The organism is Bacteroides bouchesdurhonensis, assembly GCF_900155865.1.
GTDB lineage: Bacteria > Bacteroidota > Bacteroidia > Bacteroidales > Bacteroidaceae > Bacteroides > Bacteroides bouchesdurhonensis.
The window spans coordinates 641,010-656,007 of the sequence record NZ_LT707006.1; the positions used below are offsets into that span (position 1 = coordinate 641,010).

A 14,998-nucleotide genomic window follows, 5' to 3' on the forward strand; every position below is an offset into this window, starting at 1 on the left:
AATACTTTAGTATTTGAGTTAAAGAAACGATTGCTGTATTATATTTACTAAGACAAATTGAGTAAAATAGAAATATAAGTCGGCATTTATGCACTAATTGGTTGAATCGATTTTTTTAGGTTTTGATTCAAATGTTGCATTTGCTTAAAGAATAACGGGTTAGCTTTGCAACAACTAATTACGACACCTTTAAAATAACTATATGTAAACTGAAAATGTAATGAGAAACACACTTTTACATCTTAAACGATTTACTTTGGCATTTATTCTGATTATTGGGCTTACTTACAGTCTTTCTGCCAAACAAGCTGAAGCTTTTAAGATCTCTCATGGTCCTTATCTGCAAGAGGTTACCACCGATGGTGTAAGTTTTATTTTTACCACATCACTTCCTGCTTTTTCGTGTATCGAATTACGAAAGCAGGGAGAAACACAAACTAAAAAGTATCGCCATACAGAATATGGATTGCATGATGCATATAATGTTTTTCATTCCATTCGGGGAAAAGGTTTAGAACCGGGGACTACTTACGAATATCGTATTCTTACAAAAGAAATACGTGAGTTTAATCCTTATAAGATTGTTTATGGAGATAGTATCACTTCTCAATGGTACTCTTTTCAAACTACCGATCCCAAAGGTAAGGGTGGCTCATTGTTTATTGTAAGTGATACACATAACGATGCTAAGAAGTTGGAAACATTACTGAATCTTTGTGACTATAAAACTTGTGATGTTTTTCTTTATGCCGGTGATCTTATGAATTATATGGAAAACGATGAGACTCCATTTGAAGCTTTCATTGATACCAGTGTACGTCTTTTTGCTACATCTATTCCTTTTGAAATGGTAAGAGGTAATCATGAAACACGCGGAAAACTGGCACGTACCTATCCGAAGCTATTTCCGAAAACAACTAACAAAATATTTGGTAGTCGTTTGGTAGGAGATATTATGATAGTAATGATAGATTGTGGGGAAGACAAACCAGATACAGCTCCTGTCTATGCAGGATTGAATGATTTCGATAACTATCGTACTGAACAAACGGAATGGTTGAAAGGACTGGTAAGAACCAAAGAATTTAAGAATGCCAAATACCGTATTGTCATATCGCATTTTCCAATGGTTACTTCTCTCGACAAAGGTCGGGATACCGATCATGGAATAAGCGATTTAGCAGCTAAAATGTTACCTGTTTTAAATAAGGCAAACATTGATCTTATGATTTCCGGTCATACTCATCGTTATGCTTTCTTTGAAACAGGTAGTGGAGGTAATCATTTTCCAGTTATTGTAGGAAGTAATCAAAGTGCTACTCGATTAGATATCCAAGATGGAAAGATTAAAGCCAAAGTAGTAGATAAAGATGGAAAGATATTGTTGGATACGCAGTTTTAAGAAGAAGATAATCTCTTATCGTAGATTTTAATAAAATATTATACCTATATAAAATAAAAAAATGAAGAAATTAATACTAATGATCGCATGCGGAATGCTAGTGCTTTCCGTTCAGGCACAAAAGGTGTTTAAGCTCAATTCTCCGAATGATAATTTATGTGTTAAGATTACTACTGGTAAGCAGTTGGTATATGACATCACTTGTAATGGCAAACAGATACTTGCTCCTTCTCCGATTTCTATGACATTGGATAACGGACAGGTTTGGGGAGTAAATGCCGGATTGGCGGGTAGTAAACAGAAAAAAGTTGATCAGGTAGTTCCTTCTCCTTTTTATCGTGCAAAGGAGATAAAAGATTGCTATAATGAATTAGTACTTCGTTTTAAAGGAAATTATTCCGTTGAATTTCGTGCCTATGATGATGGAGTGGCTTACCGCTTTGTCAGTCAGGTAAAAAAGCCTTTCAATGTAGTAAATGAGCAGGTCGATTTTTGTTTTCCTTCTGATGTGTCGGCAACTGTCCCTTATGTGAAAAGAGGAAATGACGGTGATTTTGGATCGCAATTTTTTAATTCGTTTGAGAATGAATATACTACAGATAAACTATCGAAGTTAAATGAAAAACGCTTGATGTTTCTTCCGTTAGTGGTAGAAGTAGATGAGGGAACTAAAGTGTGTATTACTGAAACTCATTTAGAGAATTATCCGGGACTTTATCTTTCGACAGCGAAAGGGGGAAATAGTTTGAGTGGTGTATTTGCTCCTTATCCTAAGAAAATGGTTCAAGGTGGGCATAATAATCTCCAAATGTTGGTAGAAGAACGTGAAAATTATATTGCCAAAGTAGATAAAGAAAGGAGTTTCCCATGGCGTATTGCTATTGTGACCACTTCGGACAAAGATCTAGCAGCTAGTAATCTGAGTTATTTACTGGCTGCTCCATCCCGATTGAAAGATATTTCTTGGATTAAACCGGGAAAAGTTGCTTGGGATTGGTGGAATGCTTGGAATTTGGAAGGTGTTGATTTTGCTACTGGAGTAAACAATGCTACTTATAAGGCATATATTGATTTTGCTTCTGCAAAAGGTATTGAATATGTGATTCTTGATGAAGGTTGGGCTGTGAATAAAAAGGCAGACTTAATGCAGGTTGTGGATGAGATAAATCTGGAAGAATTGGTAGGTTATGCTGCGGCTCAGAATGTAGGAATTATATTGTGGGCCGGTTACCATGCCTTCGATCGTGATATGGAGAATGTTTGCCGTCATTATTCGGAGATGGGTGTAAAAGGTTTCAAAGTAGACTTTATGGATCGTGACGACCAATTGATGACAGATTTCAATTATCGTGCGGCAGCAATGTGTGCCAAATATAAAATGATCCTCGACTTGCATGGTACGTCTAAGCCGGCAGGGTTAAACCGTACTTATCCGAATGTATTGAACTTTGAGGGCGTAAACGGATTAGAGCAGTTGAAGTGGAGTTCAGCTGCACTTGATCAGGTAAAATATGATGTGATGATTCCTTTCATTCGTCAAGTATCCGGACCGATGGATTACACGCAAGGTGCAATGCATAATGCAGTTAAAGGAAATTATTATCCATGCAATACTGAGCCGATGAGCCAAGGCACACGTTGCCGTCAGTTAGCTTTATATGTAATATTTGAGTCACCGTTTAATATGTTGTGCGATTCTCCCAGTAATTATATGCGTGAGCCGGAATCCACTAGTTTTATAGCCGGTATACCTACTGTATGGGATGAAAGTAAGGTGTTAGACGGTAAGATGGGTGAATATATTGTGACTGCACGTCGGGATGGAGATGTGTGGTATGTTGGAGGAATTACAGACTGGAATACGAGAGAAATGACGATCGATCTTTCTTTCTTACCGGATGGCGACTATCAGGTAGAGGAATTCCGTGATGGAATGAATGCCCATCGCAAAGGTACGGATTATCGCAGGGAAGAGAAAAGTTTACCTGCGGATAAGAAACTGAAAGTTAAGATGTATCCGGGCGGAGGATATGTAGCTAAAATTCAGAAAAAGTAATCTTCTAATATTTGAAGGGCGATGATGAAAAAGATAAGCTTGTGGATACTTCTCTTATTTTTCTTAAATGCTACTAATAATGCGCAGCAGTTCTGGAAAATTGATAGCTTGGGTAATAGTATCACGTGGCAGGTGAGAGAAGGTGAAGCTCATTCCGATCATATTGAGATGGCTGGTAAGCGGCTTGCCACGGTACTTCGGTATGGAGTAAATAAAGAAGGATCTTTCAAACTTAATAAGAGTTTAGTCTGGCCGATGCTTCGTACGATACCTAATAATACGCATGGTAATGTGATTCGCCGTTTCGACTGGAATCCGCTGGATGCGGTGACAGTGAATGGATACAGTATTCGTGAGCAAGTGAAGACTGTGACTTTGAATGGCACAATGGAGGTAATTAGTCAGATATCATTAGGAAATAATTCATCATTGTCTTTAAGACGGACTTATTTCCCATCTGTGGGTTCCCCTTCTTTAGTGGAAGTCTATGAGTTTACCAATACAGGGAAAGAAAAAGTAAATCTCGAAATTCCCGAAACTCATTCGGTACTTACGACAGATCCGAGTCGGGGAGTCGAAGGTAGTTATACTATACACTTACAGACTTGGAATTCGGGATATGTGGATTTAAGTCCGGGAAAATCATATTCGTTTTCAGCAACGATTTCAGCTTATAAATCTTCGGAAAAGGAACAAAAGATAGATGGTATTGTAGAAATGAATAAGCGTAAGGAATTGGTGGCGGAATGGATGAATAATCTGGTGTTGGAAACCCCGGAACCTGTACTTAATGAAATGTTTGCTTTTTCTAAGATACGTGCATGCGAAAGCATTTATGAAACCAAGTCCGGTCCGATGCATGGACCGGGTGGTGAAGCTTATTATGCTGCGATCTGGGCTAATGATCAGGCAGAATATGTTGATCCTTATTTCCCATTTGTAGGTTATTCCTATGGAAATGCCTCTGCCTTAAACTCATTCAGATTATTTTCAAAATATATAAATGATGAGGGTAAACCGATGCCCAGCTCAATCATTGCCGAAGGACTCGATCATTTTGGGGTGGCAGGTGACCGTGGTGATGGTGCTATGGTTGCTTATGGTGCTGCTCGTTATGCTTTGGCAAGGGGAAGTAAAGCTGAAGCGGAAGAGTTATGGCCATTGATTGAATGGTGTTTGGAGTTCTGTCGTCAAAAACTTAACGATAAAGGAGTTGTGGCCTCTGACTCAGATGAGTTGGAAAACCGTTTTCCTTCCGGAAAAGCGAATCTTTGTACCTCTTCTTTGTATTATGATGCATTACTTTCGGCTGCCTATTTGGCAGAGGATTTAGGAAAAGGGAGTGCTGTAGTGAAGAAATATCGTGAGCAGGCTGCTCAGATGGAAAAGAACATCGACAGTTACTTTGCTTCCACTGTGGAAGGTTTTGATACGTATGCTTATTTTGAGGGAAATGATATTTTGCGTTCATGGATCTGTATTCCTTTGGTAATGGGAATCAACAAGCGTGCATCGGGAACAATTGATGCACTCTTCTCCCCCCGGTTATGGACAGAGAACGGTTTGCTGACGCAAGCAGGTACAAATACTTTTTGGGATCGTTCCACATTGTATGCATTGCGTGGAGTGTTTACAGTTGGTGAGATAGAGAAGGCTATGACATTTTTGAAACGTTATTCTGTAACGCGTTTGTTGGGTAGTCATGTCCCTTATGCAGTAGAGGCTTGGCCGGAAGGTAATCAGCGTCATCTTTCTGCAGAAAGTGGATTGTATGGTCGTATCTTTACAGAAGGAATGTTTGGCATTCGTCCCACCGGACTTCATTCGTTTTCTTTGACGCCACGTTTGCCGGAAGAGTGGGATCGTATGGCATTTCGAAAAATGAAAGCTTTTGGAGCGGATTTTGATGTTATAGTGGAACGTGTGAAAGGAGAGATAATCCGTATTAAAATAGAAAAAGCAGGAAAGATTGTTCTAAACAAGAAGATAAAGAGTGGTAAAACAATCTTGTGTAATATTTAAATAATTTCCTTATCCAAAGTGTCTTTCTGAGGATTCGGTATGATTACTTGATGTATTTGAACAATGGTTGATAAATATGAATAATAATATTAATATGCGTTTAAATAGAATAAATAAGAAAGTAGGTGTAATAAAAATTGGAGTTTGTCTAGTTATTGTATTGTTAAATAGTTACGTTCTTTTGGCACAACAGAATTCTCTGTCGGCAACAGAGGAAGTGGGTTATGGCATTTCTGCCGAAGATATGCATATGCGTGATCCTTTTGTTACAGTAGATCGTAAAAATCATTGTTATTATATTATTACTTCTCGGTGGAAAGATGGTAGGGGCGGACTTTTTGCTTATAAGAGTGAGGATTTGAAAAGTTGGAAAGAAATAGGTTTTGTGTTTCAGGCAGCTCCTGATTATTTAGGGAAAGATGATTTCTGGGCTCCTGACACATATGAATATAAAGGTAACTATTATTCCTTTCTGACTCTGAGTAACAAGGAAAAAGGGATCTTGCGAGGAACTACTATTTTGAAATCGACTACAGGAGTTTTAGGTACTTACAAGCCAGTGTTACCGGCAGGACAGTTGAATATAACTCCCGAATCTATGCAATGCCTGGATGGTTCATTGTTTGTGGAAGACAATGGTACACCTTGGATTATTTTCAGTGTAGAATGGTGCGGTCCGAATGTCCAGAATAAAATTGGAGAAATATGGGCACAGAAGTTGAAGCGTAACTTGACAGGAACCGTTGGTAAACCACACCGATTGTTTAGAGCTTCCGATGCAAAATGGCCCACAAAAATAGGAGATGGAGTATTAGTTACAGATGCTCCTTTCATTTGGAAAGATAAAGTAAGTGGAAACTTGATATTGACTTGGTCCAGCTTCTCTCCGCTTTATTCTATTGGCCAGGCTATTTCCAAAAGTGGTAAAGTATTAGGTCCTTGGGAACACGAAGAAAAACCTGTTTTTTCTAATAATGGTGGACATCAGATGATTTTTGAAGATTTACAGGGGAATTTGAAGATATCTTTTCATTCCCCCAATGAATCAAAAGGAGCAAAACGCGAAACATTGACAATTATGGATATTAAGATTAAAGATGGAAAGTTTGAAGCCCTCGATAAAAATCTGGTGTCTGAAAAGAATGTTTTCAATCCGTTAGTAGTAGATGGAAAGAATAAAATGTGCAGCAAACCTGAGAAGGAATATTCTAATCCTGTAAAAACAACGGATAATAAAGATTTGTCTATAGGAGATCCGTTTGTCTATCAGCATAATGGTATCTATTATCTGACAGGGACGACAAATGATTCCGGTTTTGATTATTATACTTCTAAAGATCTTATCACATGGGAAAATAAAGGGTCTCTTTACCGCAAACCTGCTAATCATATTGGAACTAGTGCTTTTTGGGCACCCGAAGTGAGGTATTACAAAGGCAAGTTTTATATGACTTACTGCTGTTACGTTCCGGGAAAAGATATGTTGCAAACGTGTCTGGCCGTAAGCGAAAATCCTGATGGTCCTTTTACTGATCTCTATACCCCTTGGTTTGATTTGGGTTACTCTGTTATTGATGCTGATATATTTGTGGATGACGATGGTACTCCTTATCTTTATTATAGTAAAAACGGCATGTTGAATGGCGTTGCAACGGGAGAACTTTATGCCGCGAAATTGAAAGAAGATCTTTCCGGGCTCGACGGAGAGCCTGTGTTTGTGTCCGGAGCATCTCAGGTATGGGAGAAAGTGCGTTGGGATGTAAATCGTTGTAACGAAGGACCTTTTGTTTTTAAGAGGAACGATACCTATTATATGACTTATTCTGCTAACGATACGGGGGAAGGTTTTTACGGTGTTGGAGTCTCTTTAGCACAGCATCCGTTAGGTCCATGGAAGAAATGTGCTGATAATCCTCTGATGACAACTGATCTTTCGAATAACATTTCTTCTCCCGGACATAATTCTATTATTGAAGCACCGGATAGAAATTTATATATAGTCTATCATCGTCATGCAGATGCACATTGTAAGAAGCCGAATTGGGATCGTGTAGTTTGTATAGATAGGCTTTATTTTGATGAAAGGAGCAGGTTGAAAGTGGATGGCCCGACTAATACTCCTCAATTGGTTGCCTGGTAATTAACTTTTGATCCTCGTATTTATTCTCAAATATACCCTAATATATCAATTAAGTCTGTCAAGTTAATAAAAAAATGAAAACACATCGATTATCTTTTACTTTGTTTGTAGCACTTTTCACATCCGTAGAGTTGTTCGGACAGACTCAGGAAATACGCTTGTTCTCGCACCGTGGCGGACGGATGGAAAACGATGAGAATACGCTAAAAGCTTTTAAAGCCAGTTATGATGCCGGTTATCGTGGTTTTGAAACTGATATACGAATGACTAAGGACGGAGAACTAGTAATTACGCATGATAGTTCATTGGAACGAACCACTAATGGTAAAGGTGTTGTTGAAGATCATACAAAAACGGAGATTATGCAATTGCAGACAAAGCAAGGGAATAAGATGATCTTCCTTGATGAACTACTTGTGTTTCTGCAAGATAAAAAGGGATTGTATGTGGAATTTGAAATGAAAACGAGTCCTGCATCTCTTTATCCTGAAGATCGTTTGAAAGAATATTGTGACAAGTTATATAAAAAAGTAATGGAAAAACGCCCATCGGATGCTCTCTATGTATTTACTTCAAGTGATTATCGGGCTTTGCGTTATCTTCAGTCACATTATCCGGGTGTTGATTTGTTATTGATAACTTCAAAACCTTGTAATGCCGAAACGATAGCTTTATGCAAAGCCGTTGGAATAAACCGTTTAGGAGCAACCATGAATGGAACAAGTCGCGAGAGTGTTCAAAAAGCTCATAAAGAGGGAATCATTGTAAGCTTATGGCCAGGAACATCTGTTGAGGATTTTATGCTAGGAGCATATTTAGGATGCGATTATATGTGTACCGACATCCCAATACAACTCAAAAAATGGATTGCAGTGAAAGCTCCTTGGATCAATGTGAAATATTAGACAACATAGAAGATATACCGAAATTTTCAGTTTAGTATAGAAATTGTAATACAAGTTTTAATAATCCATATTCCTAAGGACTCTTATTTTAAAAGTCCTTAGGTAAAGTACCGAATTGCTTTTGGAAACATTTAGCAAAATACGATGGAGTATTGAACCCCACCATATAGCAAACCTCATTGATCCTATACTCTCCTTTCTTTAAAAGTAGAGCAGCTTTCTTTAGTCGTTCCAATCGGATATAATCATTGGGAGTCATATTTAGAATTCCCTTTATCTTGCGGTTCATGCTTGATCGGCTCATGTTCATCAATACAGCCATTTTATCCAAGTCGAATTCCGGATCTTGCATATTTGTTTCCACTGTTTGTGACAAGGTTTGTAGGAATTTCTGATCCGCTTCTGTCATTGCTACCGAATTAGTTGGAAGGAAAGGTGAATTTGCAAATGCTGCATACAACCGTTCACGACTTTCCAGCAAGTTCTCTATGGTGGTTCTTAAAAGCTCCAGAGAAAAAGGTTTTTCTATGTACGCATCAGCTCCAGATTTTAACCCGTCTATTTTAGCTTGCAGTGAGACTTTTGCTGTTAATAGAATGATAGGTATGTGACTATAGTTTACATCTTTCTTTAATTGGTTACATAGTGCCAATCCATCCATTTCAGGCATCATGACATCACTGATCACTAATTTGATTTCCTCTTGTTTGAGTGTTTCTAACGCCTCAACGCCATTCCCGGCTGTCACTACTTTATACCAAGGAGATAGTTGCCGTACTATAAAAGCTTGCATATCTTTATTATCCTCTATGATCAATATAGAAGGTAATTTTTTGTTTTCTATATTAGTTTCAGGCACTTTTATGGTAGCAGAAGCTTCATTTCCCTCAAGTATTATATCTTTGTTTTCACCTAAATCTTTCACTTCTGACTGATAATGGGTAATCGGAATTGAAAGGATAAACCGATTACAATCCATGGTTTGGTCGATGACTAATGTGCCATGATGGAACTCTGCTAAAGAACGGGCCAAAGCTAAGCCAATACCTGTGCCGGATGTCAGGTGATTTTGCTCATTCTTATATTGAATGAAAGGCTTGAAAATTTCTTCTCTCATATTCTCTGGTATCGGTTCTCCGTCGTTACATATAGATAATAGAAAACAGTTATTTTCTACCCATAATTTGATATGTATATAAGTTTCAGCATATTTAATAGCATTCGTCAGTAAGTTGCTAATGATTTTGATCAGTGCTTCCCGATCGACTGATGCATTGACTTGATCGACCCCTTCAATGGTGTATTCCAACTTCCTTTGCAATGCTAATGGCGTGAAACCTTTATAAGTTTGCTGCAGTAACTCTGTAATATTGCATTCTTCAAACTTTAGTTGGAAACCCTGGATCTCCGCTTTCCGGAAATCAAGAAGTTGATTGACCAAATCCAATAATCGGTTGGCATTCATATTCATAATTTCCAAGTCCTCACGTATTTCATTAGGAAGTTTCTTATAAGAAAGAACGTTCTCCAATGGCCCTTTGATCAAAGTTAGCGGGGTCCGTATCTCATGGGTTACATCTGTAAAGAAGTCTATCTTTGCTGTATATAGGTCACGTTCTTTTTCTTGTTTGATTTTCTCTATTAGTTTCAGTTGATTCTCCTTATTCCTTTTCTGAAAATAAGAGAGCAATAGAAAAGCTGATAATAAGCTAAACAAAGCATAAATAAAATACGCCCATTTTGACAGATAAAACGGAGGAAGAACTTCAATCTCTAAGGTACGTTCCATATTTATTCCGGAAAGATTTTTGTTTTTTGCTAATTTTAACCGGAGCGTATAGGTACCATAAGGTAGATTTGAATAATTGATAATGAAGTTATTCTCTACCGGAGCCCACTTTTCGCTGAATCCATCTAATTTGTAGATTAATTGCTGCGTTGAAGGTGATTGATAATTCAAAGCAGCAACATGCAATGAGAACGAATTTAGTTTGGGTTGCAACTGGATTTTATCTGAGAACAAGATACTTTTTTTTAATGGGGAATTCTCGTCAGTCACGATTACCCGATTGTTGAATATGGAAAAGTCGGTTATTACAATGGGAGGGTTAAAAGGATTTTCCATAAGCATGTCAGGTTCAAAAGCAATAAAGCCATTGATACATCCAAAATAGATACGGCCGTTTTTATCTTTGAAACTAGACTGATAGTTGAACTGATTACATAATAAACCATCATCAGTGGTATAAATACGTTTCTCATTCGTCTCCGGATTGAAACAAACAAGCCCATTATTGCTAGTCAGCCATAGTTGATGCATATTATCTTCTTCCATTCGGTAAATGGTATTACTTGGGAAACCATGCGGCATACCATAACGGAGAAAATTATCATTTTCCGGAATGTAGCGACAGAAACCTCCCCCTTGAGTCATGACCCATAGCCTTTTTTGACTATCTTCATAACAATTGGTTACTTTATTGTAAGGCAAAGAATTCGGATCATTTGCCTGATAATGAAAGTTTTTCCATTTCTTTAATTTGATATCATAACGGAATATTCCACTAGCATACGTAGATACCCAGACGTTGCCATGCGAATCTTCCAGAATATGATAAATGTTTTTGTTAGAGAGTTCCGGAATTGATGTGAAATTATCAGATTCGGGATTATAGCGTATCAACCCTCGGACAGTTCCCAACCATAAATCACCTGTGGTTGATTTACATATTGACATCACATCGTTGATATCCATAGTACTCGAAGTTATCCCTTTCTGAAAATGTTTCACTTGCTTTGTTCGTAGGTCTATGCGGTTTAATCCACCCAAATAGTTGCCTACCCATAAATAGTTTCCATCCAGGCACAGGCCATGTACATTGTGAGAAATATCAGGATGCCGGAAAGGTTTTATCTCCCCGCTGACTGGGTTAAAGTTGAATAGTCCGCAATCTTCCGTACCGATCCATATCGTGCCATCATTGCTTTCGCAAAATTCTCGTACTCTTTTCCCAAAGTCTCCGATTCTTCCGGAATAGAATTTCTCAAAGTAAGTATAGGGATACGGGTGGTAGTTAATTCCCCCAAAAAAAGAGCCAATCCACATTCCTGCCTCTCTGTCCCGATAAATAGAATAGATAGCATTATCTGCCAATGAATATGGATCATTACCGTCTGAATCTGTAAGGTGTTCGGTTTTGCCATCATTTAAGTGGCAAATATATAATCCGTTTTCAGTGCCTACCCATAATTCATTATCAGAGCATAATTCCAGATCGCGAACATAATGGTCAAGTAGCCGTCTGGTTTTTAGGGTTGTCAGATTGATCTCTGTCAGTCCATTTGAAGAACCGACATACCAGCAGTTATGTGCTCCAACGAGTCTTGCAGTGATTATCTCGTTTTTGAATGTTTCTTTTCCCTCACTGTCCTTAAAAGGTTGTAGGGTTTTGAAGTCATCATTTGTATAGTAGAGATTGTCGGCATACAATCCTATCCAACAGGCTTGATCTTCAAACCAGAAATGGCTGATATTTGCCAATGACTTTCCGGGCTTCTTAGGAGACAAATAATTGGATAATGTCTGTTGGTTCGTGTCGTATTTAAACAGACCTTGGTAATCTACAGAAATCCAGATGTCATTATTCCTATCACTTCCGATTTTGGTTACAGCTTGAGTGATTACTTCTCCTGTATCGCTGGTTATATTAAAGGCGGTAAACTTTTCTTCTCTCGGGTCATATATGTATACTCCGGCATCTGTTCCTATCCAGATTTTCCCTTTTCTATCTTCAAATAAAGCTGTAATGAAATCATTTCCCAGACCGGATTCTTCTTTCTTAAAGATACGGAAACTCTGTCCGTCATAGCGGTTCAATCCTTCTTTTGTACCAAACCACATAAAACCTTGTCGGTCTTGCAGAATTGCAAATATGGTATTCTGTGACAGTCCGTTTTTGATATCCAATGTTTTGAAATAGTGTTGGATATTATCTTGCGCAAACAACGGAAAGCCATAGAGAAAGACAGTACAGAGGATAAACAACAGAGCTTTTATCTTTTTCATAATGCAAATAATGATACAATTTAGAATTGGCTGGCTTTTTATATTAAGGCTATGCAAACTTATATAAAAATTCCGAGATTATTGTATATGTGTCTCAAAAACGAGATTATTACTATTGTTTTTATATGGATTCATTCCCTTTAGTATCCAAAATATCTAGATGATAGGGGAATGTAGTTCGTTTGGAACAATTTTTTTATTTATTGACCAATTTGTTATGTTATGAGCAGATTATGTTCGCTAACTTTGCCTACATCACATATTCATGTGATGACGAAACATGAAATGAACAACCGAATTTAGTGCTAACAGAATCAGGAAATATGGCTGATTCGAATAATTTAATTTATATGAATTTGAAATACTTATTTTTGGGTATAGCTATTGCAACATTTACAGTGACTGCTAAAGCTATCGACTATGTACCGCAAAACACTTCTGCATCTATTTCTTTGAAGGTGCCTGGAAACATTGCAAAACAATATCCTTTGAACATGCAAAAGCTGCAGAATGATGGTTCTGCTTATTTATTGGAAGCTTCTGAAAGTATTCCTTTGATCGTTTCTCAAAGAGTGGAGAATATCGATGGCAAAGTAAATATCAAAGTGTGCATTACTGCATTAGAAGATGTCTATTTTAACTATAATCAGCAAGTATCTACAGGTTTCCGCCATGATGATTGTCAATTTTACATGCCTGGTTTCTGGTATCGACGTAATCTTCGTTCACCGAAGGAGGCACCGTCATTCCATACATCGGATAGCTGGTTGGTTCGTGAAGATAGATTGAGTGCACCGCTTACCGGTATTTACTGTGAGAAGGAAAAAAGTTATATGACAGTAAATCGTCTGGACGCGTTTACGGATGATGCCCTGACTACCCATCGGGAAGGGGAGGTTATTCTTTCCGGCAAAACTTCCATCGGTTTTACAGGCTTTGAGAACAAGAACGGAACAGCTACTCTTTCTTTTGGCTTTCCTTATCGTGAGGCTCCCAGAACCTATATTCGCAAGCTTACATTAGCACCGGAAGTAGAGGCTTTCCAATTCCTGAAGAAAGGAGAAACTGTGTTATTGACATGGGTGCTTGCGGAAAATAAAGCAGAAGACTTTTCTGAGTTTATTCAACATGCGTGGGAATATTGCTATGACACATACTCTCCGAAACCAGTTGAAACTCCTTATTCTATAGCAGACATGAAGGAAACAATGAGTGCTTTCTTTGTAAACAGTCTGGTGGAAAAACATCCGTTAGTATTTAACTCCGGAATACATCTTAGAACTGATGAATGCCATAAAAATGGGCAGGCTGAAGTGGGTTTTATCGGACGGGTACTTTTGAATGCTTTCAACGCATTGGAATATGGCTGGGAGAACAACCGCGAAGACCTGAAAAACAACAGTACCAAAGTATTTGATAGCTATCTGAAGAATGGTTTTACACCGGCAGGTTTCTTTAAAGAATCTGTGAATTTTGATCGTAACACTGAAGATCCGGTTCATAGTATTCGTCGTCAGTCAGAAGGAATCTACGCAATGCTTCATTATCTGGCTTATGAAAAAGAAAATGGCCGCCGTCACCCGGAATGGGAACAACGTATGAAGACAATGCTGGATATGCTTTTACAGTTGCAAAATGCTGACGGTAGCTTCCCGCGTAAGTTCAATGATGACTTTACGATTGTAGATAAGAGTGGCGGTAGTACTCCTTCTGCAACCTTACCTCTTGTGATGGGATACAAATATTTTAAGGATAAACGTTATCTGGAGAGTGCTAAACGTACGGCAGCCTATCTGGAGAATGAGTTGATCTCGAAATCCGACTATTTCTCTTCTACACTCGATGCAAACTGTGAAGATAAAGAGGCTTCTCTTTATGCAGCTACGGCTACTTATTATCTTTCATTGATTACCAAGGGAGAAGAACGTCGTCATTACGCTGATTTGACAAAGAAGGCTGCTTATTTTGCTTTGTCATGGTATTATTTATGGGATGTTCCTTTTGCTCAGGGACAGATGTTGGGTGATATCGGTTTGAAAACTCGTGGCTGGGGTAATGTATCCGTAGAGAATAATCATATCGATGTGTTCGTATTTGAATTTGCCTCTGTATTGCAATGGCTATCGAAAGAGTATAATGAACCTCGTTTCTCTGATTTTGCGGAAGTTATCTCAACTTCTATGAGACAACTGTTACCTCATGAAGGACATTTGTGTGGAATTGCCTTGACTGGTTACTATCCGGAAGTAGTACAACACACGAACTGGGACTATGGAAAGAATGGAAAAGGATATTATAACGATATTTTTGCTCCGGGATGGACGGTTGCATCTCTTTGGGAGTTGTTTACTCCGGGACGTGCAGAGGAACTATTGGCAAAGTAATCCTTTGGATGGATGAAAAGATA

General features: G+C 38.2%; 7 protein-coding genes. 6 read left to right on the top strand and 1 reads right to left on the bottom strand.

Features of this window, described 5'->3' with window-relative positions:
• The first annotated feature begins 220 nt into the window (after positions 1-220).
• From CZ225_RS02425 to CZ225_RS02450, 5 genes are all read left to right on the top strand, one after another.
• Entirely contained in the window at positions 221-1,402 is a 1,182-nt protein-coding gene (locus tag CZ225_RS02425; RefSeq protein WP_077152853.1) for a purple acid phosphatase family protein, read from the top strand.
• Between the two features lie 61 nt (positions 1,403-1,463).
• Entirely contained in the window at positions 1,464-3,458 is a 1,995-nt protein-coding gene (locus CZ225_RS02430; protein WP_077152854.1) for a glycoside hydrolase family 97 protein, read from the top strand.
• A gap of 24 nt (positions 3,459-3,482) precedes the next feature.
• Positions 3,483-5,480 (top strand): glucosidase family protein, encoded by a 1,998-nt coding sequence (locus CZ225_RS02435; protein ID WP_077155655.1) that lies wholly within the window; start codon positions 3,483-3,485, stop codon positions 5,478-5,480.
• Positions 5,481-5,661: 181 nt separating this feature from the next.
• Positions 5,662-7,620, top strand: coding sequence for a family 43 glycosylhydrolase (locus tag CZ225_RS24130; protein ID WP_234982982.1), 1,959 nt, complete (start codon positions 5,662-5,664; stop codon positions 7,618-7,620).
• 74 nt (positions 7,621-7,694) lie between these two features.
• The gene (locus CZ225_RS02450; RefSeq protein ID WP_077152855.1) at positions 7,695-8,525 is read left to right on the top strand and encodes a glycerophosphodiester phosphodiesterase; all 831 of its coding nucleotides are present in this window, start codon (positions 7,695-7,697) and stop codon (positions 8,523-8,525) included.
• 88 nt (positions 8,526-8,613) lie between these two features.
• Here the strand turns inward: CZ225_RS02450 and CZ225_RS02455 are convergent, their stop codons facing one another.
• Positions 8,614-12,591 (bottom strand): hybrid sensor histidine kinase/response regulator transcription factor, encoded by a 3,978-nt coding sequence (locus CZ225_RS02455; RefSeq protein WP_077152856.1) that lies wholly within the window; start codon positions 12,589-12,591, stop codon positions 8,614-8,616.
• Positions 12,592-12,941: 350 nt separating this feature from the next.
• On the opposite strand from CZ225_RS02455, the gene CZ225_RS02460 reads away from it, so the two are divergent.
• Positions 12,942-14,975, top strand: coding sequence for a hypothetical protein (locus CZ225_RS02460; protein WP_077155657.1), 2,034 nt, complete (start codon positions 12,942-12,944; stop codon positions 14,973-14,975).
• Positions 14,976-14,998: the final 23 nt, after the last annotated feature.

Coding starts and splice junctions, on each gene's coding strand:
- CZ225_RS02430 (WP_077152854.1), top strand. CDS start 1,464: ATGAAGAAATTAATACTAATGATCGCATGCGGAATGCTAGTGCTTTCC.
- CZ225_RS02435 (WP_077155655.1), top strand. CDS start 3,483: ATGAAAAAGATAAGCTTGTGGATACTTCTCTTATTTTTCTTAAATGCT.
- CZ225_RS02425 (WP_077152853.1), top strand. CDS start 221: ATGAGAAACACACTTTTACATCTTAAACGATTTACTTTGGCATTTATT.
- CZ225_RS02455 (WP_077152856.1), bottom strand. CDS start 12,591: ATGAAAAAGATAAAAGCTCTGTTGTTTATCCTCTGTACTGTCTTTCTC.
- CZ225_RS02460 (WP_077155657.1), top strand. CDS start 12,942: ATGAATTTGAAATACTTATTTTTGGGTATAGCTATTGCAACATTTACA.
- CZ225_RS02450 (WP_077152855.1), top strand. CDS start 7,695: ATGAAAACACATCGATTATCTTTTACTTTGTTTGTAGCACTTTTCACA.